Genomic DNA, 24,807 nt, shown 5'->3' on the forward strand with positions numbered 1-24,807 from the left:
AACATGAAAACTATTCAAAAATTAATCTGTACTGCAGGAATACTTTCATTCTTGTTTTCCTGTGACAATAGTGGAGACCTAACTCCAATAGCCCCGCTTGAGGTAACCTTGGTAGAGGACCTGGCTGCGCCTAATGATGTGATTGACCGTACTACCGGTCAGGTAACCGAACAAAGACCATTTCAATTTTTTAGTCTTGAACAAAATGCACCCGTCACAGAAAATGAAGATTGGGATATGGCATTTAAAGGCACTACAATCCGTGTAAATAGCACAAAAAATGTCAGTGCGGCAATCGTCTCAGGGATTTTCGAGGAAATAAATGAGGTGCCTGCATCTGCTTCATTTGCAACAGATACCGAATCTAGCTTTGCTATTCCTACTGGCGGCGGAAACGGTTGGTACAACTATAACCCTGCCACCTTTACAGTTACTCCGATTCCAGGAAGGGTGATTTTGGTAAAGACCACTGAAGGGAACTATGTCAAATTGGAAATTTTAAGTTATTACAAAGGAAATCCTCCTGTGGAACAAATTAACCCTATGACCACTCCAAGTGCCCATTACACATTCCGGTACATCTTACAATCAAATGGAAGTACTAGATTCTGAATTTGTAGACCTAGATTAAACAGGAAAAGAGCATTCCGACTTCGGTGCTCTTTTTCATTTTTTTCAGGTGTTAAATGGGTTTGCAAGTGATCAAGTGATGTTTCAATAACAACTTCATAGTACCCTTTTGCCAAAAAGAAATGCTTTTTTCCAGTAACTATTGCCCAAATTATCTTCCGTGACCCCTAATGAGGTAGAGGAATGTATGAAAAACACGCCTTTGTTGGAAACTTCTGTCACTATGCCGGAGTGGGTTACTTGCTTTTTTCTTCTGCCTGTCGCGAAAAATACCAGGTCACCTTTTTGAAGTTTTCCTCCGGATACACTTTTTCCTACTTTACTTTGAGACTCGGAGGTTCTGGGCATATTGATGCCCACACTGCCATAAGCATGGAAGATCAGCGCTGAACAATCTATCCCCGCCCTTGTGGTGCCTCCATATCGATAGGGAGTACCTCTGTAGGAACGGGCTGTGCTGATTACTTTTTCGATATCCTTATTTCTGGCCTTTTTACTGGATGAACAAGAGCTTAAAAAACCCGTGAACAAAATGAGAAAAATGAATAAAATGAAAGTTTTTGCGTAATTTTCCTTGAAAAAGGGACTCATAAATACTTAAAATTTAATTAAATTCAATAGCGAAAAGGATTGGCCTTTTTTGTTTCAACGTCTTAATATCTTAAAATTATGAAAATCAGCCTAGGCTTTTTTACGCTTATTGTATTTTTGATGTTTTCTTGTGATGGTAGTTCAGTTCAAAGAGAGGTCAATAAAAACGGGTTTATTGTTGAAAATGAATCTGTTTTTCAAGGTTTTAGTCTCCTAGGGGATAGTCTGAATACCACGGTGGACTCTGCGGCACAAAAAGATCAAATTCTTAAATTGGAAGAGGCTGAACTGGCATATGCAGAGGATCCAAGTCTAGATAATCTGATCTGGATTGGCCGAAGAGAGGCCTACTTAGGTAGGCATGATTTGGCAATCCGAACTTTTACGAAAGCTATTCGAGAATTCCCAGAGTCATACGAGGCCTTAAGACATAGAGGACACCGTTATGTTTCCATCAGGAAATTTGATCAGGCTATCGCCGACTTTCAGAAAGCAGTCAAGCTTATGGAAGGAAAACCCATTCAAATAGAGCAGGATGGTATGCCGAACAAATTAAATATCCCGCTTTCCAATGTGCAGTTTAATGTTTGGTATCATCTAGGTCTGGCCCATTATCTAAAACAGGACTGGCAGGCAGCTCTGGACGCTTATGTACAATGCCTGGAAGTTTCTGACAATGATGACCTGAAGGCGGCTACCTTGGATTGGTATTATATGACCTTGGTCAAAATGGGTAAAAAAGAAGAGGCTTTACAAGCAATCAGAACAGTCAATACAAAAATGGAGATCATCGAGAATGATGCCTACTTCAAAAGAATTCTGATGTATAAAGGAGAGCTGAATCCGGAATCCTTGCTTTCTGTAGAATCGAATGCTGATGATCAAAAATTACAATATGTTACCCAAGGTTATGGACTGGGCAATTATTATTTAGCAAAGGGAGATACCTCACAGGCCAGATTTATATTTGAAAATGTTTTGAAGACTGGATATTGGTCGGCTTTTGGCTATATTGCTTCAGAAATGGAACTAGCGAATTTGATAGATGAGTAGGGAAGATTTCAGACAATTGCCTTTACATAAAAAAATCCAAACCTTATATACAGAAGGAACATTCATCGTGGGAATCAGGTATTATTCCCATAAGGTTAACCTCTATTTGCTTGGGGAAGAATATATTGAAGTATTCTACAACCACAAGCTGGACAAAATCGATAACATTGACTTTTTGAATACCGGGCATACCCGGATGAAATTTTATCTCGATCAGATACAGCTATCGATTTGATCCATTCAGTGAAAGCTGTAATCTTCCTATCTCAGTGAATTTTATTTACCGAGCTTCAAAAGTTCCTCGTGTATTTTCAGCACCTGTGGGATGATAAGTTTGTTGTCTGAATTTTTGATCACAAAATCCGCCTTGCTGTTTTTCTCCTCATCTGGAAGCTGTTGGTCAATGATGTGGTTGATCTGTTCCTCAGAGCGGTGTGGGTCCCTAAGCATGATTCTAGTGATTCTGATCTTAAGTGGTGCACTGACATTGATGACTTTGTCAAGTTCTTTGTAAGAACCTGCTTCGAAAAGTAAAGCAGCTTCTTTTAATACATAGGGGCTGTCCTGGTATTGGGACCAAGATTCGAAGTCTGATTTTACTGCCGGATGAACGAGTCCATTGATGGTTTTTACTTTTTCTTCATCTCCAAAAACATTGGCAGCCAGATACGTTCTGTTCAAGGTACCATCTGCGGTATAACTTTCTTCTCCAAAAGCAGCGATGATTTGTTTTTTAAGTTCGGGGTCATGTGCCATTAGCCACTTGGCACGGTCATCTGCATAGTAGACGGGTATTCCCAGTATAGAAAAAATCTTTGCGGCAGTACTTTTTCCCGACCCAATACCGCCGGTAATCCCTACCAATAAAGGCTTATGGTTTCTCATATTTGAGTTTTAGCTTTTCAGGATCGAATTTGATGTTTTCCAAAAATGAAGGTTTGGGGTTGACCTGCACAGTGACAGTACTGTCTTCTCTATTCCGGTTCTGATAATTGATGACTGCTTCGAATTCGAAATTATTGAGATCGGCCAACTTTCTTTCATCAATAAGGTAAGACATGATGATATTGCTTGGTGCCTGATCCAATTCCACATTTTTGGGGAAGTTGATCGTTTTGATCTTGAGCCTTTTGTTTCCTTCCAGCATTTGGGTCACATCAAATTTGATATGTACGCTTTCCTCTTCCAGGCTTAGGAATCCTGCATAGGCGCCGGGTACTTCTAAAGGGAGAATTTTATTGTAATTTTTATTGATCTTTTCCTCTCTCAGATCCACGGATAAGGTGCCGTCGAGTTCTTGTAAAACAGAGGTAGGACCTTTGACATTAACCAAGGGAGGATCTATTTCAATGGCACTGGCCAACCTGTAATTTTTGGCTAAGCTTGTTGCAGTGGTGTCCACCTGTATTTTGACTTTCCGGGTGACGATTTTATCAATTTTGAAATTGATCGTATCGCTTAGAATAGAGACCAACCCTGTTGGGCTTAAAGTTTCCGAAAGACTTCTCCTCAATTCGGTACTGAGGATGTAAGTTTTGGTAGAGGGGTTGTTGATTTCGATCAAAAAAGGCGTCTCATTGAACTTGAGGTTTTTCCTCAATAAATCCCAACCATTGCCGTTGATTTCAATTTTGATGCGGTTGGGGAGTTTCTCCACAGGCATGAACTCTTCCGTATCGAAAATGATTTCGATAGGATAATCCACCACTGTTGTGTAATTGTCTTTGTTGAGTGCATTTAAAACCCAAAAAGTGGCGGCTGCCAAAAAGCAAAGTGCCGCCACTTTTAGGTTTGCAATCTTTTGTGGATTTAAATTTGCAAAGCGTTTTTTAAGTGTAGCCAAGATAATTTTATTTGGTTCCTGTCGCTTTTTTGGTGTAGTCAGCAGATATTGCTGATTTTTCCACTTTAATTTTAATTCCTTTGTCCAGCTCCAAAGTTACTGTGTCACCTTCTACTGAGTAGATTTTGGCATGAATGCCACCTATGGTCACGACGTTGTCTCCCTTTTTAATGGATTCCAGGAAGGTTTTGGTTTCTTTTTGTTTTTTCTGTTGTGGTCTGATCATGAAAAAGTACATGATCAGGATAATGGAACCGAATAGGAAAACCTGTCCCATTATTCCACTGGTATCTGCTTGTAATAAAATCCAGCTAGTCATATATTATCTCTTAACAGGGCCCAATTGGCTAGTAGCTCCTGCTCCTCTTGGTGTTACATTTCCTTTCATTCTCAATCTGGTCACGTTAGGACTGGTATTCGCCTGAATGGTGACAGTTGGAGCTTGGGTTCCTGGTTTAGCAGTGGAGTTGAACACTACTTTCACATAGCCCTCATCACCTGGTTTGATCGGTGCTTTGGACCAATCAGGGCTTGTACAGCCACATGAAGCGGTAATGTTGGAAATAACCAAAGGTGCCTCACCATCATTGGTGAATTTGAATACGTGCTCTACCACTTTGCCTTCGTCAATTGTTCCGAAGTCGTATTCCATTTCCTGGAAACTGAATTTACCTAAAGTAGAAGGGTCAGCAGCTGTCACAGAGCTTACATTGGATGGGACCGGCTGGGCAGATTCCAATCTGGCCAATTTTTGTTCCAATTCAGCAATTTTTTCTGCCTGACCGTCATTTTTGGATTCACAGCTGGCTGCCAAAAGGGCAACGCCAAGCACCAAGGCTGATAATCTGAAATATTTCATATACGTAATTATTGGGTTAGTTAGCTTCTCTATTGATCTGGTCAATCAGTTTGTTGACATCAGAAAGCAGGTTTTCTGCTTTATTTTTGGCATCAGAGATGACCCTGTTGCCTTCTGATTTGGCCTCATTGTAAGGCATGTTTTTGCCCTCCCTCAGGTCATTGATCAGTTTTTCCAATTCTTCTTTGTATTTGGATAGCTGGTAGGACAATTTGTCTCTGGTGTTTTCTCCTGTGTCAGGAGCAAATAATATCCCTAAGACCGCACCAATACCAGCGCCTGCAATAAATGCCATCCATGCGTTTGAACTCTTGCTCATCTCTTGTTTTTTTATTTGTTATCTAATAGACCTCTACCACTTTTACGGATTTGACCGCTATCAGTTAACTCCTTGGACAACACGTCCAAAAGGCCATTGACAAACTGCTTGCTCTTCGGAGTGGAGTAGGTCTTTGAAATGTCAATATACTCGTTGATGGACACTTTTACCGGAATACTCGGGAAATTTTTCATTTCTGTAATGGCCATCGACAAAATGATCTTATCTGTCTGAGCGATCCTTTCAATATCCCAATTTTGAGTTCTATTGGCGATTAGCTCTTTGTTATCATCATCATTTTGAACGGTCAAGTTAAATATATTTTGGAAGAATTCCTTATCTTCTTCCCAGTTGAGCGCAATCTCAGGGAGAACTTCCTCTTCAACTTCAAAATTATCCTTCACATTTTTAAGGACTTTGGATGCAAGACTTCTGACGATAGACTTGTTTTCTGTCCAGTTCATGTCTTTTTCAGAAAACACATTGAGGATAGCCTCCGATTTGAAGATTACTTTTTTGAGGATATCATCGGCTATTTCAAAATCATCTTCCAAGCTAGGGTTTGGTATGCGGATGTAGCTTTGGTAGCTTTCCAATGGTTTGACATAATCCCTGAACCACTCCTTGATTTCCAGCTCCAGGTCATCAATATCGGCCATGAGGCGGATACTCGCGGATTTAAATTCAGCTGAATTTCTGATTTTTTCTAAAATCTTATTTTCGGCAAGGTTAAGATCGCCCTGGGTGATGGTGATTTTTTCCTGAGTGAATTTCTTCTTTTTCTCCCCTTCATTCCGGACATGGTCTCCAAATGCCAGGAGAATTTGGATGGCCACCAAATAAAGCTGGGGCAGTCGCTCTGCAGAGGTCACCATGTTTTTGATCAAAAAGTCAAAATCCTTTTTGTTCGCATTATGGTAAGAGTTTATAGCATGTTTGACTTCCTTGATGACCCTGTCACTGACAGGTTCTTTAGTGGAGAGTTTATCGGTGTTCAGGTTGTTGGAAAAAAGTTCGATTGCCTTAGCTGCTTCCTGCTTGAGCAGCACTTTATCCTGAACTTCCATGCTGTTGAGGTCCGGCTGAAAGGCTTCTCTGATCTGATCTTTGGCCAAATTAAAATTCGATGCTCTACACTGTTCGTAAGCATAGAGGTTTTGAAATGCTTTGACCCTTAGTATTCTTCTGTTTAACATACCTGAAATTAAAGAACGTAAATATATGTAATTTGAGAGTGGAACTTGAATGTACAATCCCTTTTCCCGAAATAATATACAAAAAACCACCCGCCCTAGTGGAAAAGTTCCCGGACAGGTGGTATTTGCATTATTGGATTATTAATAAGGTAATTTTACTTTACCTATAGCTTCGATTCTGCTCCATGCCAATTCAATCGCTGCTTGTTGGCTAGGAATATTTTCGTTTTCTGATTTGTTCAAAATCGTCAAGCAAGTATCATAGATTTTTTCAGCATGGCTATAAGCCACTTCTCTCTTGTAGTTGCCCAGGAATTCTGTGTATACATTGATCAGACCACCGGCATTGATCAGGAAGTCAGGGGCATAGATGATGCCTTTGTCCAGCAACATCCTTCCGTGCTTTTGTTCATCCAATAACTGGTTGTTGGCACCACCCGCGATGACCTGGCATTTCAGTCTTTCGATCGTGTCATCATTGACTGTAGCACCTAGGGCACATGGTGCATAAATGTCCATATCGAGGTCATAAATGCTGTTAGGGTCAACAACTGTTGCTCCGGTTTCACTTGCTACAGCTTTCAGTCTGTCTTTGAAAATATCTGTGATGAAAACTTCAGCACCTTCTTTTACAAGATGGTTGACCAGGTATTTACCTACTTGTCCGATACCTTGTACGGCTATTTTCTTGCCGCTAAGGGAATCTGTTCCGTAAGCTTTTTTGGCTGCTGCTTTCATACCCAAATAGGTACCATAAGCAGTTACAGGAGATGGATCACCACCTCCGCCTTTGTATTCAGGAAGACCGGTAACGTGTTTGGTCTCCATGGCAATGTACTCCATGTCGCTGGTCTTGGTGTTCACGTCTTCTGCCGTGATGTATCTGCCGTTAAGGCTTTCTACAAATCTACCAAACCTTCGCATGAAGGCTTCATTTTTCAATTTTGGATCACCGATGATGACGGCCTTGCCACCGCCCAAGTTCAATCCGGAAATGGCAGCCTTGAAGGTCATGCCTCTTGAAAGCCTCAATACATCCGTAATCGCCTCCGCTTCAGAAGCATAATTCCACATACGTGTTCCACCTAGGGCCGGACCCAACACGGTGTTGTGTATGCCAATAATCGCTTTCAGGCCTGTTGGTTCGTCATAACAAATCACCAGCTGCTCGTGGCCCAGAGAAGTAATCTGTCCATATATGGAGCCTTCTCTCACATTTTCCTTGGTTTTAGTCTCTACCATTTGAACTTGGAAATTTTAAATGCGTTATATTTGGGATTCTTGTCTTGTAAAAAACGCAGTGCAAAATTATATATTTTGTACGGGCTTTACTAATGCAATTAATAGAGTATTATAAAACTAATCAAGTGATTTAAAAGTTTTTATTTCGTGAAACCTCTTTGGCGCCTCAATAAATATCTATACAAATACAAGGGATATCTCTTGTTGGGAATTTTATTTACTATTATTTCCAATTTTTTTGTAATAATTCCTGCCCAACTCGTCAGAATTGCCATAGATTATGTGGTAGAGAGTTTTTCTTTTTATCAGGTGTTTTCTACCGCAGAATTGGCTGAAGATGCAAGGGCACAGTTTCTGAAATACATCCTGATTTTCGGGGTTTTGATTTTGGTCATGGCCCTGTTGAGGGGTTTTTTCCTGTTTCTCATTCGACAGACGATCATCATCATGTCTAGACTGATAGAGTATGACATGAAGAATGAAATTTTCAACCATTACCAAAATCTCCCGCTGAGTTTTTACAGAAGAAATAGTACAGGCGACCTGATGGCCAGGATCACAGAAGATGTGAGTAGGGTGAGGATGTACCTGGGACCTGCCATCATGTATGGCATCAACCTTTTGATTTTGTTTCCCATGGTGATCGGCTACATGTTGTCTGTCAATGTGGAACTGACTTTATATTCCCTGCTTCCTTTGCCCATATTGTCATTAAGTATCTACTTTGTCAACAATATGATCAATGAGCGCTCGGAAAAGATTCAGAAGAGTCTTTCAGGTCTGAGCACCTTTGTTCAGGAAGCGTTTTCAGGTATCAGGGTGCTGAAGGCTTTTGTGAGGGAAGAAGACAGTACCAATGATTTTACCAAAGCGAGTGAAGATTATAAAGACAAATCCATCCGACTGACTTTGGTGCAATCGCTTTTCTTTCCATTGATCATGGCCTTGATCGGATTGAGTGTGATCCTGACTGTATATATCGGCGGGGTGCAGGTGATGAACGGCACCATTGGTTATGGGGTGATCGCAGAGTTTATCCTCTATGTGAACATGCTGACCTGGCCGGTTACTTCTTTGGGTTGGGTGACGAGTATCATTCAAAGGGCTGCCGCATCGCAGACCAGAATCAATGAGTTTTTGGATCAGCAAAATGACATCGTCAGTACCGAAAACCTGGAAGTACCTATCCGTGGGGACATAGAAGTAAATAATGTTACTTTTATCTATCCTGATTCCGGTATCAAAGCGCTGGACAATATCAGTTTTAAGATCAATTCGGGTCAGTCTTTGGCAGTCATTGGGACCACAGGATCAGGAAAATCTACTATTGCGAATATTTTAATGCGCATGTATGATGTGGACAGTGGCACGGTTCTGATAGACCAAAGGGACATCAAGTCCTACGATATTGCTTCCCTGAGGAAGCAGATCGGCTATGTGCCTCAGGATGTATTCCTTTTCAGCGATACCATTGGTAATAATATCGGATTTGGTCTTGATGCTATCCCTGAAGGAGTAGTGGAGAAAGCTGCCAAAGATGCAGATGTCTACCAGAATATCATCGATTTTCCGAAAGGCTTTGAGACCAAGTTGGGTGAAAGGGGAATTACCCTTTCCGGAGGGCAAAAGCAAAGGGTTTCCATCGCTAGGGCGATCGCCAAAGAACCGAGTATTCTGTTGCTCGACGACTGCCTTTCCGCAGTGGATACCAAGACCGAAAATGCTATCTTAACTGCTTTGAAAGATATAATGGCCAAGCGTACTTCAATCATTATTTCCCACCGGGTGTCGTCTGCTAAGTTGGCGGACAAAGTCATCGTCCTGGATGATGGGAAGATTGTAGAACAAGGTACCCATGACTACCTGATGGATTTGAAGGGTGTGTATGCTGATCTGTATGAAAAACAGACACAGTCTCCTGAAACCATAGAGGAATAATCATTCACGGGGTTTGGCGAAAAGGTCAAACCCTATTTTTTTGGGATTGCCCATACTGGAGGTGTGTTCGAGTTTTTGATGATAAGAGATCAGCATGATGTCCTGGAAAGCTGGGGCCAAAAGGTCATTCTCCAGAGCAGATTCCAGTAATTTTTCGATCAGGCTTCTCATTTTATCCTCAGTGACAGGGTTGTCCCGAAGTTCGGGGAAGCTATAGACGATCTTGCGGTCTCCTTCCAGAAAAAACTTATTTTCCTTGTTTAGCAGAATCCTTCCGATTAGGTAACCCGGATCATCCAGACGGCCATAGGTAAGGGTGTCTGCAATAAAATTGTAGATCAGGATCTGTCCAAAATACCTCAGGGATAAATTTTCTTTAAGGTATTTGGATTTGCTGAGGTAGGTGTCATCGGGAAGGCGGACGATATTGCTTTGTAGGATAAAAATCAGCACATCTCCGCCTATCCGGAAGATGAATTCAAAGTCATTGATGCGTTCTACCTTGACCGGAACGGGTGTTTCTCCTTTATCAGCTTCATGGATTTCTTTGGAAATGTTGTGACAGATTTGTTCCAATTGTTTGAAAAGGGCCTCCGTCTGACCGAACAAATTGTGTTTGAGTTTGGTGGTAGTCTGCAGCTTATTGAGTATCTTGTTGATCATAGTTGAGGTAATTTACTAAAACATTTCATGTTATGGGTGCGAAAAAAACCGGATTTGATGAGGTAGAAGCTTTGCTTCAGGACATCGGTACTAAAATAGAAGAATTAATCGAAAAAGGTAAGGAAGTAGGGGGTGAGGCCAAGGAAGAGATTGAAAAAAAAGTAAAAGACCTGAAAGAAAAGCGGACCACTTTGGAAGCTGAATTCCAAAAAGGGAAGGAAAAGGTCGAAAAACTCTATAACGAGAAGAAGGAGGAAATGGAACCCAATCTTTCCGCCTCGGCGGAACATTTCAAAGAAGGGTTCAAGGAGATTTTGGAGGGGCTGAGGAAGTTGTTGGGGAAGTAGGCGAATATGTGCGGAAATAGATTTTTTGTGAATTTTGGGATGATTGGCAGCTGGTTCGGAGGGTGGTTGTAGTTGTTCTAGCGCTTATAATGGTTGGGTCAAGCCCAATTGCGATTTTCAGTGCTGATATGTTCCAATTCTGCATGGAAAGTTTCATGCCAGCTCCTTATCAATGGCATTTTTTAGAAAGCCGGTAGCCGCAAATAAAATGAGGAATAGGATGGCCATAGAAAAGAAAAAGAGTGAATTCAATATGTAATTTTCCGCGCCTGTTATTTTCTGAAATGTTAGTATTTGAAAAGCAACAGGCATGTTGTCGACTTTTTGAAAAAGGGTGCTGAATCCAAAATATATCCAAATAGATGCGGAGATGGCTATTACCATCTCCACAATGCTTATTACTGATAGGGTTATCATCCTGATCATTCGAGTTAGCATTTTACCAATTCCACATGCCTCCGATATTCAATTGGATAAACCAATATTGGAAGCTATCTGTTGGAGAATTACTTATATTGGTAAATCTTGATTCCCATGCAGGGGCTGTCTCTGTCGCAATCCGCTTACCAATTCTAAAAGATAAATATGGACTGTCTTCAATTTTTAAATTGTGGATATCAATTCCTACGCCAAGCAAAACACCTCCAAATAGATGATTCATGGAAAAGGAGTTGTTGGGATTGGCCAAGAGGTCATTAATATCTCCACCTTCGCTTTGTTTGGAAAGTTTCAGATTTGTTTCAGTGGCTGAAATTCCTGCAAAGGGGTATAGGGAATAACTGGAAGCGCCGAATTTTCTTTGGACTATGTAGTGTGCCAGTGTAAGGTTTCCTGTAAATGCGGTTCGGGCAAGTCTTGAATTGGTTATTGGATTGCTGCGTGTCTGATTCGCTACCAATCCATCCAAAGAGGCCAGCCACCTGTTATACCTATAATTAAAGCCAATGCCCCAATTGAGACTCCCTTGTGGAAGTGTAGGATATCCGTTTTCTCTTAAAATTGGATTGAGGTTACTTTCGCTTCCCGAAACAAAAGCCGGTGCAATAAAGTAAATTGAAAATCCCTGTCCAAAATCCCTGTTTTGGTTAATCCCGTCTATTTGCCCAATGGATGCGGAGCAGGTAATCATGAATAGGATTAAGAACAATTTTATCTTTTTGTACATAAAATAATAATTTAGTATAAAAGCATTTCTAATGTATTGCTATTTAATTGTTTTATTGGCAATTATAGAAATAATACGGACGAATGACTTAATTAACTAGGGATATTGATGTTTTGAATTGGGGCCTAGTGTTTAATACTATGCCCCAATTGAATGTTTTTTATTAAGCCTATGGATTAATTTTTTAAAGCTTTACCTTAATACCCCAAGACAACTCTTCCCATCCTTGCCAATCTTTATCATAACTTTTTGCAGCATGCTTTATGGAAGCGCCCATTCCAGTAAGTAAAGGGGCAGCTAACGAAACTGATCCAATTTTACCAGTCCAAACTGCTGATTTAATAATAGAACCGACACCTTTTATGGCTCCAATTTTAATTGAGCTTATTGTCATTCCTGATAATGCTGCTTTTGAAATTGCTACAGCTGCAACAGGAACAGCAACAACAACCGCAGTTACTACCATGCCAATAACAACTCTCGCTAGTGCCCGTGCAAATCTTCCTCGAAAAAATGCATTTGACATATCGTTTTCATAAATTCCTTGTTTTGTCAATTCACTTATTTCAAATGTTAATTCGTCAATAGTTTGAAATGTTTCAGAAATTGCTATTTTTTTATTTTCACTCAATTGATTATCTAAAAGAACTGAATTCCTTTGTTGTTGACTAAGTGTTTTTACTTGATTTTTCATCTGAGTTTCTGAAATAAATCCATTCTCATATGAAAGCATTATCTCTTGTATTTGATTCTGAAAAGATAGAAGGTAGGTGTTTGTTTTATGGCTGAGATCCGTCATTGAAAATTCTAATTCTTCTGTCAATCCAAGTGCTAAGTCGTGTTCAAAGCTGTGAAAAATTGAATTGTCAATAAATTGGAAGTTAAAATCAGGATTAGATATTGCCCAAGCAATTTCTTCTAAGTACTCATCAGTACTTTGTTGATTGAAGCTCAGGTTTTTTGAATTAATTTTCCTGTTAGCATTTTCTAAAATAGCTCTTGTGGATTTAATAAAGATGGAAATCTGCTCTTTAGAAAAATATTCTTTATCAACTTTACTTATTTTGTTTAAATCAGCAGAATCATTAACGCATGAACTACAAAATAAAATTGTTAAAATTATTAATAGTTTCTTTTTCATGATAAATAATTTAGATTAAAACATCTACCAACCTTTGGTAGCGTGAATTAAAAGTTTACCGGTAAAAACTAATTCTTCTGTAAGTAAAAAAAAAAAAACGACTTAGTTGCCAAGTTTTACTCTATAAAATGTTTCTAATTTGCTGTTAACCCGCTGAATATCAAGGGGAATAATTTTGCTTTTGGCAAGTATAAAAAGTTTTAATGAGTTGAATGTCAGATACTTAAAAGTTTATAGCGGTGTTCTAATAAACATCAATGAACAGCTTCTCTATGTGTATGAAACACCCTATTTCATAAAATTTCTGGCCTTTAAAAAATGCAGATAGGTTCAATTATTTAAGTAATAAAGATTCAAATTCGTAAAGAGATAAAAAGTTTTAATATTAAATTATTTCTTGAAAGATAGTTTATAGTAATAAAAATCATCATCAGAAACTTGATTTTTTGCTTTCACCACTATACCAGAAGGAACTGGAAAGTTGAGCAATCCTAAATCGGAATTTAAATGGCTTAGATTCGATTCTGATTTTTTGGTAAGATTAAGATCAAAAATTTCAAGAAAAATATCAAAATCTTTTGGTCCGTTTATGGTGGGCCCTTTTACAAGGCGGTAATATCCTTTATTTTGGGGCAAGATGTTCAATTTACCAAAAGCCACCTCATTATCCCAATCTTCATTTATTATTAAGGCTTCGGATAATTTTTTTCCTTGAGGTATTGGTTTCGGTTTATTTTTTTCACTATTGAAACGATAAGTCTTTATGTCTAGACTAAATTTATTGTTAGAATTTAAGTCAAAATAATCTATCTTAGATGAGCTAAAATAACTGACTATTAATTTATTATCATGATAAAGGATGAAAGGGAAATCATCTTTTGTCATTGTTATTTTTTCACTTGAGTATTTGATTTCATGCTTTTCCAAAAGCTCTTTATCATAGAAATCTTCCAATTTGATAATTGTGTCATTTAAGATGTTTAAACTGAAAAGCCCAAAATTATTTGAGACTACATCTTTTCCGAAAAAATAATAGGTATACTTATCAGGATCATATTGAGTAATAAAATTCCCCATTTCAAAACTATGGCTAAAGTTAAAAATTGGACTTGAAAAATCTTTAAAAGCAGGACTTTTCAATAAACTTATACTTTTTAAAAATACGCCCATTTCATCCAAAACAGAAACAGTATAAATCTGAGGAAGAATTATATGTTCATTTGATATTAATATTGATTGTGGGATTTTTATTTCTTCTGGTCCATGATCTTCTAATAAAAATTCATTTTCTACAATAGAAGTATCTTGAGTAAACCGCATTAGTAGCAATGAGTGATTAAAAACATTGTAAACCAGGATACTATCTGCATTCTGATAAAGGCCAGCTGAAGGAAATGTATTGTATGCGCTTAAATTATATGGTGCAAAAGAAATAGATTTTCGCTTTGAGACAGAAATATTTTCGAAATGTTCGGGCATAGATGTATGGCCCGAACATCCCGCTAAACTCATTAAAATTAATAAATATAGTAGTTGTATTATTTTCATTTTTACTATGCAATACCGATACTGCAACTTGAATTTGGTCCATTCTGATGTGACGTTAGAGTTACAGTTGCACCTGTATTTACATTCATAACGACTATCGAAGAATTTTTACAGCAATTATTTTCAAAATCGGTCACAATGCTGTCAAAATCTTCTTGGCTTGCTGCCAAGTAAATATCTCCATTACAGGCTATTCCTGATATAAAAACAAATGATAATACAATTGAAAACAGTTTCTTTTTCATAATACCTTTAAATTTTAGTTTCACAAACCTCACCAACCTTAGATGAGTTGAATTAAAAGTTTACCGGTAAAAACTAATTCTTCAACAAGAAGAAAAAAAACGACTTAGTTGCCAAGTTTTACTCTATAAAATGTTTCTAATTTGCTGTTAACCCGCTGAATATCATGGAGAATAATTTTACTTTTGGAATCCATAAAATTTTTTAATATATTGGATGTCAGACAGTTGTGATTTTAAATCAAATCTTGCAAAACACAAATGAACGGTTTCATTTATGGGATGAAATGCCGGATTTTGACAAAAGACGTTTTGGAAGCTTCAAATAGTTTTGGGAAACTGATTCTTCTTTGTGTCTTCTTGATTTTATAGTCTTAAAAGTTGCAAAAGGGAACAAAAGAAAATAAGTATTTTATGGGTTGTTTAAGCACCAATCATAAATCTGAGGCAGGTATTCTCTTCCAAAGGGCTTGTTGGATAAAATAGTGAATTCTGAGGATTGCTTTAGCAGATCCACTAGACCTTTATCAGGTTTTTTTGGGTCTGGATATGATGCATGGACTTTGATCAAAATGATTTCATTTTGTAGGAGTTTATTATCTGTATTTAAACCTATAGCTCTTTTAATTTGATGTATCGATTTTTGAGGTTAAGAGTCTGATTATTAAATTTACTATTTCAATGATTTAACAGATTTTAATTTCTTGTTCTCTACTTCAAAATATAAAGGTGTCTTTCTATTTTCTGAAAACTCAATTAATTCTAAAAACAAGTTTTCATCATAAGTGATTTGCCATGAAATCCAATCTTTGGTTTCATCTACATAACTAAAATCTAACAGTGAAGCCTTTTTCGTATGAGAAAATATAAGGCCATAGTATTCATTTGGGTTTCTCTTTCCATAAATAATTTGATCAATGCAATTATTGCAATCAAGATTGGAAGTGACTATTAGGTTATAAGATTGATCATCAATGTCTAATTGTGATGAATAGGTTTGAAAATCAGAATGCTTACAGCTTTGAAAGATCATTAAAGCTCCAAGTAAGCACGTCAATTGAATATTCTTCATCTTGGTTTTCTCTATTAAAGTAAAGGTTACCGTTTTGATCTATATGAATGAAGTTAATATATTCTTCAGGCAGTATAAATTCCTTCCATTTATATTCAATTTGTTGATTTAGATCAACAAATTGAATGATATACTCATGCTTTGGACCGGAATTATTAAAGGTATTTAAATCCTTGTAATTGAAATTACCTGAGTTTAAAGCTTTCCTTCCTACCCTTATAAAAAATGTCTGATCTTCCGTAAGAAACATGTTTTTTGATGCCAAGTAAAAATCATTCTTATTATGAAACACTTCTAAATAGTGGTTTGACAAAAATTCATCTTGATACATTCCAAATTTCACTCCTACTGCCTCTTTATTTAGTTTTCCAGAATATGGAATAACTCTATAATCTTCAGACTCTTCAGAAAAGATATAAATATTAGGGTCTAGAGGAAAAGTTACAAAAAACTCATTTTTATGCAATAGAAAATATGGTACTTCATTTCCCCAGAATAGATTTTCTCTGTAGGGGCTTTCATTGGGGTATTTAAAAAGTGGCTTATATTCGCCCGAATTTAAGTTGATTTTTGCGGCAAGAAAGGTGTTTTCGAAATAGTCTTTTTGGCTGGAGAAGTAATTTTTATTACTGGCTGTTAAAGTTATGTATGGATCAGAATCTAAGATTTGAAAATTAATGATTTGGTTTCTAGAGCCAGCTATGGAGACATTTCCTCCTGTTAATTTCAAAATATTCCAAGAGTTTCTGATTTCTAAATCTTTATCTAATAATAGAAGGTTTCCAAACCCTGATTCTAATACGAATATTGAATCTTCATTGACTGGGAGTAAATGACCTATATAACTAAGGTCTATTTCATTTTCTCCATTTTGAAACCGATTGGATTTGAGTAGATTTCCCTGACTGTCAAATTTAAAAACAACTGCTTTTAGAATATCATAGCCGTAGATCAAAGAATCATTAAAGTTTTTAAATTCTATATTATGAATTGAAAATATTTCGTTTTCCAAACGAATTGTGCCGATTAATGAAAAATCAAATTCCTCATAATCTACTCCTTCTTTTGAGCAGCTTGTTACGAAAATTATTAGAAGAAAAAATGTTAAACGACTGACTTTCATTTTAAACAAAACCTTGAAATAAGTAAGTTAATTTTTTGATATTCGGAAGTTGGGACATAGTAAGGGTTTACTTATGTCTAAGTAAACCCTTTTATTTTATAAAATATCTTATATGCATGTTAAAACAAAACACGAACCCGTTGGATCACATGAAATACATCTTGTGCCAATTTTTTTTCCAGCCTCATTTACAATATCTTCTTCGACTGCCCGGTATAGTGTAGGATCACCATCACCCGGAAGTGATTCGTCATTCGCTAATAAATGCCCACCATAAATGGTCAGCGTTAGGAGAAATAAAGAAATTAACAATTTTTTCATCTTTGATTTAATTTAAGTTTTCAAATTACAGCCTGATTTTCAAGCAGTAAAAAAATTCTTACCGGTAAAAACTAATTCTTCACTAATCAAAAAAAAATGGCTTAGTTGTCAAGTTTTAAACTAAAAAATATTTCCATTCAATTATTAACCTGCTGATTTACAGGGAGAAAAAAATAAAATTAAATTAAATAATGTTTCAAGTGGTGATTGCCAATTGTTTACGATTTAGTGATGCTATTTGAAATATAGTAAACGAACAGTTATTAAAGTAGAAAAAGGATACTTTTTTGTCAAAAAACAGTTCGATTATTTTATGAACCACAACCTGTCCCGAAAGTCGGGGAAAGTGATAAAAGTGAAAAGAAGACAAATCTACAAGTCTTTTACCAGCCTGATACCCAAACAACAGAGTGGCCTATCTATCGCAACTGGTATATTGGCTACCTTTCCGATTTCGCATGAACTTTTTGAATCGACGAAAGAACCGCCCACTATTCTGAACTCGCCGGGTTTCAAACTGGAATACACCAATTCACTGGCATTGCCGGCAAGGTCATAAATTCCCAATTCATTCGGTTTTTTTGTGCCTACCGTTTCCGGGAAATAATTATCCGTATTTGCCTCATACCAAGCCACATCTCTTATTTTATTACTCCCAGGATACTGAAAAGGATAATCAGATTTGCCTGCAGTAGCGGCATGTACCCATTCATTGTAAGTAGGAATACGTTTGCCTGCCCATTTGGCATAAGCAAGGACATCCTCCGGTGCCATAGCCAGTACAGGCGTGTTTTGAAGTGATTCCTCCAAGGCCATATCCAGTCCAATATTTTTTTTGGCATAGTATGCATGTGTTCTCCAAGTTTCATGTTCTGTCAGTGCCCACTGATTGCCAGGTACAGTCCTCATTGTCCCACCTATCTTTTCAGCTACGGTAACGTAACCTGTTGCTTTGACAAATTCATGAAACTCGGCAATGGTGACTTCATATTTGTCCATGTAAAATGATTTGATTTTGTCATTTCCAGGTATCAATACCATGCCTTTGGGAATATCAACGCTCTGCTGACTACTCATGGCTAAAGGGAAGAGCAAAGCGAATTGGAAAAGGATAAAAAGATTAGTTTTCATAGATGCATAAGATAAATTTTCGTGTTTTATCCCTGAAACCTGGAACCATTTCTTCTATTTTTCTTAGATAATCTTCATGCCCGACCTCATTCAGATAAATTTCAAAAAACTCATCATTGAATAATTTCATGACCTTCCTGTCATCAATTTCCAGATGAGGCAATAATGGCATATTGATATTGCTGTCAAATAAGGTATTGGCGAGGTTAAACTTTCCGTTTTTTTTATCCCAAACGCCCCATCTTGTTAGTGATCCTGATTTGACCAATAGCAAGAAATCGAGGTTTTCAGTCTCCAGGTAATTATCTGCAAAAGCCAATTCATTTTTATCTGCCAATAGATCCATAAACTGATTCAATGTTTCTTTTTCATAGAGGTTATTGGTTGGAGCCAAAGCCTGTAGAAGAATCTCTTTCTCCAAATTTCCTTTTTTTTGGAATATATGGATCCTATTACCAAAAGCACGGGCAAAAACCACCTTGCCTGTTTGGAAAGTAAGTGGTTTTTCTCCTGTAATGTTGTATTTCAATCCCACTGGGACAGGTAGGTGCTCGGCAATAATTTCCATAGAAGACAATTGGAGGGCCGTGACCATACGCTCATCCTTCATTTGTGCATAGGAGGGAGAGGGCAGGGTATGGAGATAGATGAGGTCATTACCTGCATAGGCGATATAATTGAAAAACCTGTTTTCAGGAAGGGAAATATCCCTTATAAATTCACCGATAGTGCTAAACTCAAATAATTTTCTGCCATAGGCCCCGAGAACCAACAAGGTCTTGGTATCAAAATTATAAGTTAGGTCTTCAAGGTCTGGTATTTCACCGGGCCCATTTCCCCCAATGGGTATTTCAGCGACAAAATTTCCTGTCTCCTCAAAAATAAAAATGCCATTCCCAAGTTCAGCATCCATTATAAAATACAACCCATCTCCTGCTAAAATTTTATCTGCTTGATAAAGTTCCAGTTCCTCCGGCACATCTAAAAGGATATAAGTTGATTTATCAAAAAAAGGCAAAATGTCAAATTGATCTGTTTCTATGAACTTGCCAAAATTCCTGACTTCAATGATTTCGCCCTCATTTTGATCGTTTTGAGAGCTACAGGATAGCTGTAGGACAAGGATCCAAGATAATATTATATACTTCTTCATTTCATTTATTCAAAAAAAGATGCACCGCTAATTAAAGCGATGCATCCGATCATTTAGTTACATTTGGTTTTGTTGCATGCTGCTTCGAAAGCTGCTTTGCATGCAGTTTTTTCTCCAAAGCCTACCTCAACACTTACCGAAGGTCCACTGGAACTATACCCAAATTTAAGCTTGGGAGACTTAACACAAAATACTTGTTTTGGTCCATTTCCACCATCAGGATCTTCTAACTTTTCCTGTGCCATTCCTGAATAGGGTATTGAGGCAATCATACATAATGCAATAGTTAAAATTGCGGTTAATTTTTTCATATAAAAATAGGTTTTGTTAAAACAATACCCACCAACCTTTGGTGAGTTGAATTAAATATTACCGGTAAAAACTAATTCTCTGCTAAGTAAAAAAAAAAGAGACTTAGCTGTCAAGTTTTAAACTATGGAACCTTTTTATTTAGTTATTAACATATTGATTTTCAGCGAGAATTAATTTACTTATTAAAACCATAAAATTCTTTAATAAATTGAATATCAGGTGGTTGTGATTATAAGTCAAAGTACTGAAAACATCTATGAACGGATTAATATGATGGTTGAATCGCCGGATATTGTCAAAAGGTGTATCGGAAGCGTCAAACAGTATGTGAAAATGATTCACCTTGTTGTCTTGTTGATTTTGTGGTCTTAAAAGTTGCAAAAGGGAACAAAAGAAAGATAATAGAATTTTATCACTGTCCGATGTAAGTCTTTTTGAAAAACTTTTCCGGAATGCCAATGTCTGTAAAATCAGTGAACCCTTGAGTATGCCGCATGCACTCAAGAGTTCGCTGTTTCGAGAATATTTTCCTGGGTTTATTTCAGACTAATTTTAATCAAAATTAAATTATCTGGATCGTCAAACACTTCTGGATTCTTCCTCACGAATCCTGATATTTTTGATTCTTGATATTTGGCTGCCTCATTTAGGTTTTCAAACTGTTCCATTAATTGTTGACTTCTGAATCTGTAGTAAATAGCATCTTCTGATGCTGACCATGGAATCGAATTAAAATTAAAGCCGTCAAGATCATTATTAATCGAATTGAATTGATCCACAAGATTAAGTTGATGGTCAAATATCAGATAATTTCCTTCTTTGTTTTCAGGTTGGACATAAATCCAGATTCTATCTTTGGTGATAAAATAGTTGTTAATACTGAAAACCAGGTTATTTTCTATTGCATAATTTATTTGATCTTGAATATTATCAAATCTTGCCCAGTCATCAGGTTTGAAGTTATATTTTCCAAAGTCTAACTTGATTAGGTTTTTAAAATTCCCATTTCCATCAAATAGAACCAATTCATTGCTATAGGGCAATAAAAAATAAAAGGTATTTAATCTTTTATCAAATATAAATCTGTTGATTCCTTTAAAGAGTTTGTGTTCCAGCCAAGGTGCAATATCAAAGAAACCTTGGATCTGTCCAGAATCATCTAATCGAATAATTCTGTATCCAATATCAGAGTTGTTATTAGTGGAAAACAACGAAAAGTTGTCACCACGTATGAAAGGTCCACGAGTCAGTGTGAGGTTTTTTTCTTGCAAAGGTTTTCCTTCAAAATCAAATCCTATTAATTTTTTAAGTTTTGAATCTTTTATCCAAACAGTATCATTGTGAACTGAAAAATCATCTAGCGTCATATTCTGAAATGGCCCTTCGCCTTCCTCACCTATGGTATTTAAAAAGTTTCCTGAAAGGTCGAACACGAACACTTTTTCACTGAAGTTTTCCTCAATAAATATTAAATTGTCCGTGAAAAACATTTTGTTAGGTCTGGCTAAAATTTGTTGTTCCCCTGTTTTGAACCATATGTATTCGATGTCTGTAGCAAGTTCACTTAAATTTATATTTCCAGTGATATCAAGGTCTACTGAAATCTTTTCATTGTCAAATATTTGTTCTTTTTTGTCTATACAAGAAAAAACCAGAAGTAAGCTTAATAAGGAAATTGTTTTCATTAATGTACAGATTAATGAAGAGTTGGATTTAATTTTAAATCCAACTCTTCAACTTCTAAAATCAGCATTTTACAGGTTGAGAACAGCCCCTATGGTCATAATCAACACAATCCCAAATCCATCTTCCTGATTCACATTGAAAAGGTTCTTGTTGTTTGTGATATTCATCTGATGGTTCTAGTGATTCTTGTCCTATTGAAACTCCAAAGGTTCCAATTGATAAACAAATGAATAATAACAAGAATCTAAGTGTCATAATTCTCAAATTTAGTTTAAAGATTATTTTCTATATTAGAATTAAAAGTTTACCGGTAAAAACTAATTCTTGTGTAAGTAAAAAAAACGACTTAGTTGTCAAGTTTTACTCTATAAAATGTTTCTAATTTGCTGTTAACCCGCTGAATATCAGGGAGAATAATTTTACTTTTGAAATCCATAAAATTTTTTAATAAATTGAATACCAAGTACTTATAATCTTAAGGTGATTTTCTGAAAAAGATCAAGAAACTGTTTCTTCGTGTGGGTGAAGTACTGATTTTGATTGAAATTAAATGACTACCTCAGTAAATGAATTTAACACCCCTCAAATATAATGTCATAGTTTATATGAGATAAGATTAGCTTTCCCATCGTCAAAATACGCAATAACCTTACTATTGTCCGGTGAAACAGAAATAATTGAAACAGTCCTGTCCAGATTTAACTCTTTTATAGGATTGCCATCCCAATCAAACACATAAATCTTATTCGATCCATCAATACTTTGTGAATATTTTTCACCTGAATGAAGAGCGTAAATATATTTTTCATTTACTGAAATACTCAGAAACCCATGATTATTCTCATTTTTTCGAAATTTTAATAAGAAAGCCAGAAAATATTCCAGCTTTCTAAAAATGAATACAGTTTTAAGAATCACAAGGCTTAGGTTCGGCATAATATATATCTACACCTCCCGGAACTAGAATTCTTACACATTCTATTTCATCATTTGGTCTGGAGCAATCCACGCACGGAGTTTGAGTTTGAGCTGATGTCAAAAATGGGAATGTGGAAAGTCCAAGGATGACCAAAAATAGAATTTTAGTTTTTAACTTTTTAGTTAATAAAATTTTAACATATTGATATTCAATCTATTAAAATTGCGTATTTATAGGGTGTGACTTTCCAGTTTTTGTAGGTGAACAACAAAAAATCCCCGACCATGGCCGGGGATAGGGTAATTCAACCCTTCAAGGGTTTTGGCCCATTAGAGGGTTATTTTGAATTGATTTAAATCAATTCAACACTTCTCTTGACAAAAGCAGTCAGGTCCTTGCCTGTCAGTAAGCCCTGTGACAATAGTGCCAGATCAAAGGCTTGCTTGGCCAATTTGGCCTGATCTTCTTCGGCATCTGCCTTTAAGATTTTGTCGATCAAAGGATGATTGCCGTTGATGGCTACCTTATACTGGTCCGGCATGGCGCCATAGAAACTCATACCGCCTCCCATTTGTGCCATTTCTTTCATCCTGCGCATGAATTCCTCCATGGTCACCGTTACCGGCATTTCCTCAGGACTTAAACCTTCCACTTCTACAGTGTAGTTTTTGTTGTTGATGGCTTTTTCAAAGACTTCTTTGACCAGTTTTGACTGCTCTTCTGTCAATAAGTTGGCATAGGTGTCGTCTTTTTGGATCAGTTTGTCTACTACATCAGCATCCACACGCTTCAGGGAAGTCTTCTCCTCTTTCATCTCCAGGTGCTGGATAAAGTGACTGTCGATAGGAGAATCCATCACCAGGACATTATAATCTTTCTTGTTGGCAGATTGGATAAAGGCATCCTGCTTTTCGGCATCAGTGGCATAGAGGTAGACCACTTGTTCGTTTTTGTCGGTTTGGATGGCCTTTACTTTCTCCTTGTACTCTGTCAAGGTGAAAAGTTCGCCTTTGGTGTTCTTAAGCAAGGTGAAGTCCTTGCCTTTTTCGGCAAACTTTTCCTCGCTGATCATGCCATATTTCACAAATAGACCGATATCGTTCCACTTCTGTTCATAGGCTTTTCTGTCTTTTTTGAAGAGTTCGGCCAGCTTGTCTGCCACCTTTTTGGTGATGTAATTATTGATCTTCTTCACATTGCTGTCTGCCTGCAGGAAGCTTCTTGACACGTTCAGAGGAATGTCAGGTGAATCAATCACTCCATGCAAGAGCATCAAGAACTCAGGGACAATATCTTTCACTTCATCGGTGATGAATACCTGACGGCTGAAGAGTTTGATTTTGTTTTTCTGGAATTCAAAATCATTTTTCACCTTAGGGAAATACAATACCCCGGTCAGGTTGAAAGGATAGTCGACATTGAGGTGGATCCAGAAAAGTGGATCTTCACTCATTGGATACAGTTCCTTGTAGAAGGTAAGATAGTCTTCGTCACTCAGGTCATTAGGGGATTTGGTCCAGATAGGGGAGGTGGTGTTGATGATGTTGTCCACTTCTACAGACTTCCACTTCTTCTCTCCTTTGTCGTCCACACCATCTTCCACACTTTCCGTTTTGGTGCCAAACTTGATCGGAACAGGAAGGAATTTGCAGTATTTGTCAAGGATACCCTGAAGTTTCCATTTGTCCAGGAATTCTTCTGAATCTTCATTGATGTACAAGATGATGTCTGTGCCGCGCTCTTTTCTGTCGCCGGCACTGATTTCAAATTCGGTGCTGCCATCGCAGGTCCATCTGGCTGCTGCAGCGCCTTCCTGATACGAAAGGGTGTTGATTTCTACTTTATGGGCGACCATAAAGGCAGAGTAGAAGCCTAGACCGAATTTACCGATGATTTCGTTGGCATCTTTGGAGTCTTTGAACTTCTCCATGAATTCTGTAGCACCGGAGAAGGCAATCTGATTGATGTATTTTTTGACTTCTTCAGATGTCATACCCAGACCTTTATCGGAGATGGTGATGGTCTTTTTGTCTTTGTCAAAAGACACTTCGACATTAATGTCACCCAAATCACCGTTATACTGACCCAATTGGGCCAATCTTTTGATTTTTTGGGTAGCATCCACTGCGTTGGAGACCAATTCACGGAGAAAAATCTCATGGTCAGAGTATAAAAACTTCTTGATGATAGGGAAGATATTCTCGGTATGTATCGAGATGGTACCTTTTTCCTGCATAGCTATATTGAATTTAAGTTACTGATAAACATTTTTGACAATACAGCCATATCAATGCCCGTTCCAAAGGGTAAAAA

Annotated in this window: 28 protein-coding genes; 5 read left to right on the top strand and 23 right to left on the bottom strand. The window is 37.3% G+C overall.

Going from position 1 to position 24,807, the window contains the following annotated elements:
* The first annotated feature begins 3 nt into the window (after positions 1-3).
* Positions 4-612 carry an HmuY family protein gene (locus tag ACFFIP_RS10295; protein WP_382387537.1) on the top strand — a complete coding sequence of 203 codons (609 nt, stop codon included), beginning with the start codon at positions 4-6 and terminating at the stop codon, positions 610-612.
* Between the two features lie 114 nt (positions 613-726).
* Here the strand turns inward: ACFFIP_RS10295 and ACFFIP_RS10300 are convergent, their stop codons facing one another.
* Positions 727-1,221 (bottom strand): C40 family peptidase, encoded by a 495-nt coding sequence (locus tag ACFFIP_RS10300; RefSeq protein ID WP_382387538.1) that lies wholly within the window; start codon positions 1,219-1,221, stop codon positions 727-729.
* Positions 1,222-1,299: 78 nt separating this feature from the next.
* On the opposite strand from ACFFIP_RS10300, the gene ACFFIP_RS10305 reads away from it, so the two are divergent.
* Entirely contained in the window at positions 1,300-2,274 is a 975-nt protein-coding gene (locus ACFFIP_RS10305; protein WP_382387539.1) for a tetratricopeptide repeat protein, read from the top strand.
* The gene (locus ACFFIP_RS10310) at positions 2,267-2,509 is read left to right on the top strand and encodes a hypothetical protein (protein ID WP_382387540.1); all 243 of its coding nucleotides are present in this window, start codon (positions 2,267-2,269) and stop codon (positions 2,507-2,509) included. Before ACFFIP_RS10305 ends, ACFFIP_RS10310 begins: the two co-directional genes overlap by 8 nt.
* A gap of 41 nt (positions 2,510-2,550) precedes the next feature.
* Here ACFFIP_RS10310 and coaE read toward each other — a convergent pair whose 3' ends face one another.
* The 7 genes from coaE to ACFFIP_RS10345 all read right to left on the bottom strand — a co-directional run bounded on the left by coaE (position 2,551) and on the right by ACFFIP_RS10345 (position 7,733).
* Positions 2,551-3,159 (bottom strand): dephospho-CoA kinase, encoded by a 609-nt coding sequence (coaE, locus tag ACFFIP_RS10315; RefSeq protein WP_382387541.1) that lies wholly within the window; start codon positions 3,157-3,159, stop codon positions 2,551-2,553.
* Positions 3,146-4,117: a YbbR-like domain-containing protein gene (locus tag ACFFIP_RS10320; protein ID WP_382387542.1), complete on the bottom strand. Its 972-nt coding sequence runs from the start codon at positions 4,115-4,117 to the stop codon at positions 3,146-3,148. The genes coaE and ACFFIP_RS10320 overlap by 14 nt, the downstream gene beginning before the upstream one ends.
* 7 nt (positions 4,118-4,124) lie before the next feature.
* Positions 4,125-4,436: a preprotein translocase subunit YajC gene (yajC, locus tag ACFFIP_RS10325; protein WP_382387543.1), complete on the bottom strand. Its 312-nt coding sequence runs from the start codon at positions 4,434-4,436 to the stop codon at positions 4,125-4,127.
* Between the two features lie 3 nt (positions 4,437-4,439).
* Entirely contained in the window at positions 4,440-4,976 is a 537-nt protein-coding gene (locus ACFFIP_RS10330) for a DUF1573 domain-containing protein (protein ID WP_382387544.1), read from the bottom strand.
* Positions 4,977-4,992: 16 nt separating this feature from the next.
* Positions 4,993-5,295, bottom strand: coding sequence for a YtxH domain-containing protein (locus tag ACFFIP_RS10335; RefSeq protein ID WP_382387545.1), 303 nt, complete (start codon positions 5,293-5,295; stop codon positions 4,993-4,995).
* 11 nt (positions 5,296-5,306) lie between these two features.
* Positions 5,307-6,491 (bottom strand): transcription antitermination factor NusB, encoded by a 1,185-nt coding sequence (gene nusB, locus ACFFIP_RS10340; protein WP_382387546.1) that lies wholly within the window; start codon positions 6,489-6,491, stop codon positions 5,307-5,309.
* Positions 6,492-6,632: 141 nt separating this feature from the next.
* Entirely contained in the window at positions 6,633-7,733 is a 1,101-nt protein-coding gene (locus ACFFIP_RS10345) for a Glu/Leu/Phe/Val family dehydrogenase (RefSeq protein WP_382387547.1), read from the bottom strand.
* Positions 7,734-7,880: 147 nt separating this feature from the next.
* Between ACFFIP_RS10345 and ACFFIP_RS10350 the strand changes: the two genes are divergently transcribed.
* Positions 7,881-9,671 (top strand): ABC transporter ATP-binding protein, encoded by a 1,791-nt coding sequence (locus tag ACFFIP_RS10350; protein ID WP_382387548.1) that lies wholly within the window; start codon positions 7,881-7,883, stop codon positions 9,669-9,671.
* On the opposite strand, the gene ACFFIP_RS10355 is transcribed toward ACFFIP_RS10350, so the two are convergent.
* Positions 9,672-10,334, bottom strand: a complete 663-nt coding sequence (locus ACFFIP_RS10355; RefSeq protein WP_382387549.1) for a hypothetical protein — start codon at positions 10,332-10,334, stop codon at positions 9,672-9,674.
* Positions 10,335-10,366: 32 nt separating this feature from the next.
* On the opposite strand from ACFFIP_RS10355, the gene ACFFIP_RS10360 reads away from it, so the two are divergent.
* Positions 10,367-10,681, top strand: a complete 315-nt coding sequence (locus ACFFIP_RS10360) for a hypothetical protein (protein ID WP_382387550.1) — start codon at positions 10,367-10,369, stop codon at positions 10,679-10,681.
* Positions 10,682-10,834: 153 nt separating this feature from the next.
* Here ACFFIP_RS10360 and ACFFIP_RS10365 read toward each other — a convergent pair whose 3' ends face one another.
* The 14 genes from ACFFIP_RS10365 to htpG all read right to left on the bottom strand — a co-directional run bounded on the left by ACFFIP_RS10365 (position 10,835) and on the right by htpG (position 24,730).
* Complete coding sequence (locus ACFFIP_RS10365; RefSeq protein ID WP_382387551.1) at positions 10,835-11,107, bottom strand: hypothetical protein; 273 nt, start codon at positions 11,105-11,107, stop codon at positions 10,835-10,837.
* 13 nt (positions 11,108-11,120) lie between these two features.
* A complete protein-coding gene (locus ACFFIP_RS10370; protein ID WP_382387552.1) occupies positions 11,121-11,846 on the bottom strand; it encodes a hypothetical protein in 726 nt (241 codons plus the stop codon).
* 184 nt (positions 11,847-12,030) lie between these two features.
* On the bottom strand, positions 12,031-12,987 hold the full coding sequence (locus ACFFIP_RS10375; protein WP_382387553.1) for a hypothetical protein: 957 nt from the start codon (positions 12,985-12,987) through the stop codon (positions 12,031-12,033).
* A gap of 390 nt (positions 12,988-13,377) precedes the next feature.
* Positions 13,378-14,535 carry a hypothetical protein gene (locus ACFFIP_RS10380; RefSeq protein ID WP_382387554.1) on the bottom strand — a complete coding sequence of 386 codons (1,158 nt, stop codon included), beginning with the start codon at positions 14,533-14,535 and terminating at the stop codon, positions 13,378-13,380.
* Between the two features lie 5 nt (positions 14,536-14,540).
* The gene (locus ACFFIP_RS10385) at positions 14,541-14,780 is read right to left on the bottom strand and encodes a hypothetical protein (protein WP_382387555.1); all 240 of its coding nucleotides are present in this window, start codon (positions 14,778-14,780) and stop codon (positions 14,541-14,543) included.
* A gap of 670 nt (positions 14,781-15,450) precedes the next feature.
* A complete protein-coding gene (locus tag ACFFIP_RS10390) occupies positions 15,451-15,849 on the bottom strand; it encodes a hypothetical protein (protein WP_382387556.1) in 399 nt (132 codons plus the stop codon).
* On the bottom strand, positions 15,791-16,972 hold the full coding sequence (locus tag ACFFIP_RS10395; RefSeq protein WP_382387557.1) for a hypothetical protein: 1,182 nt from the start codon (positions 16,970-16,972) through the stop codon (positions 15,791-15,793). Before ACFFIP_RS10395 ends, ACFFIP_RS10390 begins: the two co-directional genes overlap by 59 nt.
* Positions 16,973-17,080: 108 nt before the next feature.
* The gene (locus ACFFIP_RS10400; RefSeq protein ID WP_382387558.1) at positions 17,081-17,293 is read right to left on the bottom strand and encodes a hypothetical protein; all 213 of its coding nucleotides are present in this window, start codon (positions 17,291-17,293) and stop codon (positions 17,081-17,083) included.
* A 372-nt stretch (positions 17,294-17,665) separates the two neighbouring features.
* A complete protein-coding gene (locus ACFFIP_RS10405; RefSeq protein WP_382387559.1) occupies positions 17,666-18,424 on the bottom strand; it encodes a formylglycine-generating enzyme family protein in 759 nt (252 codons plus the stop codon).
* Positions 18,414-19,577: a DUF4934 domain-containing protein gene (locus tag ACFFIP_RS10410; RefSeq protein ID WP_382387561.1), complete on the bottom strand. Its 1,164-nt coding sequence runs from the start codon at positions 19,575-19,577 to the stop codon at positions 18,414-18,416. Before ACFFIP_RS10410 ends, ACFFIP_RS10405 begins: the two co-directional genes overlap by 11 nt.
* 53 nt (positions 19,578-19,630) lie before the next feature.
* Positions 19,631-19,888 (bottom strand): hypothetical protein, encoded by a 258-nt coding sequence (locus ACFFIP_RS10415; RefSeq protein ID WP_382387562.1) that lies wholly within the window; start codon positions 19,886-19,888, stop codon positions 19,631-19,633.
* Positions 19,889-20,425: 537 nt separating this feature from the next.
* Positions 20,426-21,574, bottom strand: a complete 1,149-nt coding sequence (locus ACFFIP_RS10420) for a DUF4934 domain-containing protein (RefSeq protein ID WP_382387563.1) — start codon at positions 21,572-21,574, stop codon at positions 20,426-20,428.
* 595 nt (positions 21,575-22,169) lie between these two features.
* Positions 22,170-22,511 carry a BF3164 family lipoprotein gene (locus ACFFIP_RS10425; RefSeq protein ID WP_382387564.1) on the bottom strand — a complete coding sequence of 114 codons (342 nt, stop codon included), beginning with the start codon at positions 22,509-22,511 and terminating at the stop codon, positions 22,170-22,172.
* A 335-nt stretch (positions 22,512-22,846) separates the two neighbouring features.
* A complete protein-coding gene (gene htpG, locus ACFFIP_RS10430) occupies positions 22,847-24,730 on the bottom strand; it encodes a molecular chaperone HtpG (protein ID WP_382387566.1) in 1,884 nt (627 codons plus the stop codon).
* Positions 24,731-24,807: the final 77 nt, after the last annotated feature.

Origin of the sequence: Fontibacter flavus, from assembly GCF_042432905.1 — a bacterium.
Taxonomy (GTDB): domain Bacteria; phylum Bacteroidota; class Bacteroidia; order Cytophagales; family Cyclobacteriaceae; genus Fontibacter; species Fontibacter flavus.

Excerpts from the sequence above, each read along its gene's own strand:
- ACFFIP_RS10385 (WP_382387555.1), bottom strand. The coding sequence starts at position 14,780 with ATGAAAAAGAAACTGTTTTCAATTGTATTATCATTTGTTTTTATATCA.
- ACFFIP_RS10405 (WP_382387559.1), bottom strand. The coding sequence starts at position 18,424 with ATGAAAACTAATCTTTTTATCCTTTTCCAATTCGCTTTGCTCTTCCCT.
- ACFFIP_RS10355 (WP_382387549.1), bottom strand. The coding sequence starts at position 10,334 with ATGATCAACAAGATACTCAATAAGCTGCAGACTACCACCAAACTCAAA.
- ACFFIP_RS10360 (WP_382387550.1), top strand. The coding sequence starts at position 10,367 with ATGGGTGCGAAAAAAACCGGATTTGATGAGGTAGAAGCTTTGCTTCAG.
- ACFFIP_RS10370 (WP_382387552.1), bottom strand. The coding sequence starts at position 11,846 with ATGTACAAAAAGATAAAATTGTTCTTAATCCTATTCATGATTACCTGC.
- ACFFIP_RS10305 (WP_382387539.1), top strand. The coding sequence starts at position 1,300 with ATGAAAATCAGCCTAGGCTTTTTTACGCTTATTGTATTTTTGATGTTT.
- coaE (WP_382387541.1), bottom strand. The coding sequence starts at position 3,159 with ATGAGAAACCATAAGCCTTTATTGGTAGGGATTACCGGCGGTATTGGG.
- ACFFIP_RS10410 (WP_382387561.1), bottom strand. The coding sequence starts at position 19,577 with ATGAAGAAGTATATAATATTATCTTGGATCCTTGTCCTACAGCTATCC.
- ACFFIP_RS10375 (WP_382387553.1), bottom strand. The coding sequence starts at position 12,987 with ATGAAAAAGAAACTATTAATAATTTTAACAATTTTATTTTGTAGTTCA.
- ACFFIP_RS10390 (WP_382387556.1), bottom strand. The coding sequence starts at position 15,849 with ATGAAGAATATTCAATTGACGTGCTTACTTGGAGCTTTAATGATCTTT.
- ACFFIP_RS10335 (WP_382387545.1), bottom strand. The coding sequence starts at position 5,295 with ATGAGCAAGAGTTCAAACGCATGGATGGCATTTATTGCAGGCGCTGGT.
- ACFFIP_RS10420 (WP_382387563.1), bottom strand. The coding sequence starts at position 21,574 with ATGAAAACAATTTCCTTATTAAGCTTACTTCTGGTTTTTTCTTGTATA.
- nusB (WP_382387546.1), bottom strand. The coding sequence starts at position 6,491 with ATGTTAAACAGAAGAATACTAAGGGTCAAAGCATTTCAAAACCTCTAT.
- yajC (WP_382387543.1), bottom strand. The coding sequence starts at position 4,436 with ATGACTAGCTGGATTTTATTACAAGCAGATACCAGTGGAATAATGGGA.
- ACFFIP_RS10400 (WP_382387558.1), bottom strand. The coding sequence starts at position 17,293 with ATGAAAAAATTGTTAATTTCTTTATTTCTCCTAACGCTGACCATTTAT.
- ACFFIP_RS10380 (WP_382387554.1), bottom strand. The coding sequence starts at position 14,535 with ATGAAAATAATACAACTACTATATTTATTAATTTTAATGAGTTTAGCG.
- ACFFIP_RS10425 (WP_382387564.1), bottom strand. The coding sequence starts at position 22,511 with ATGCCGAACCTAAGCCTTGTGATTCTTAAAACTGTATTCATTTTTAGA.
- ACFFIP_RS10300 (WP_382387538.1), bottom strand. The coding sequence starts at position 1,221 with ATGAGTCCCTTTTTCAAGGAAAATTACGCAAAAACTTTCATTTTATTC.
- ACFFIP_RS10395 (WP_382387557.1), bottom strand. The coding sequence starts at position 16,972 with ATGAAAGTCAGTCGTTTAACATTTTTTCTTCTAATAATTTTCGTAACA.
- ACFFIP_RS10345 (WP_382387547.1), bottom strand. The coding sequence starts at position 7,733 with ATGGTAGAGACTAAAACCAAGGAAAATGTGAGAGAAGGCTCCATATAT.
- ACFFIP_RS10310 (WP_382387540.1), top strand. The coding sequence starts at position 2,267 with ATGAGTAGGGAAGATTTCAGACAATTGCCTTTACATAAAAAAATCCAA.
- htpG (WP_382387566.1), bottom strand. The coding sequence starts at position 24,730 with ATGCAGGAAAAAGGTACCATCTCGATACATACCGAGAATATCTTCCCT.
- ACFFIP_RS10415 (WP_382387562.1), bottom strand. The coding sequence starts at position 19,888 with ATGAAAAAATTAACCGCAATTTTAACTATTGCATTATGTATGATTGCC.
- ACFFIP_RS10295 (WP_382387537.1), top strand. The coding sequence starts at position 4 with ATGAAAACTATTCAAAAATTAATCTGTACTGCAGGAATACTTTCATTC.
- ACFFIP_RS10330 (WP_382387544.1), bottom strand. The coding sequence starts at position 4,976 with ATGAAATATTTCAGATTATCAGCCTTGGTGCTTGGCGTTGCCCTTTTG.
- ACFFIP_RS10365 (WP_382387551.1), bottom strand. The coding sequence starts at position 11,107 with ATGATCAGGATGATAACCCTATCAGTAATAAGCATTGTGGAGATGGTA.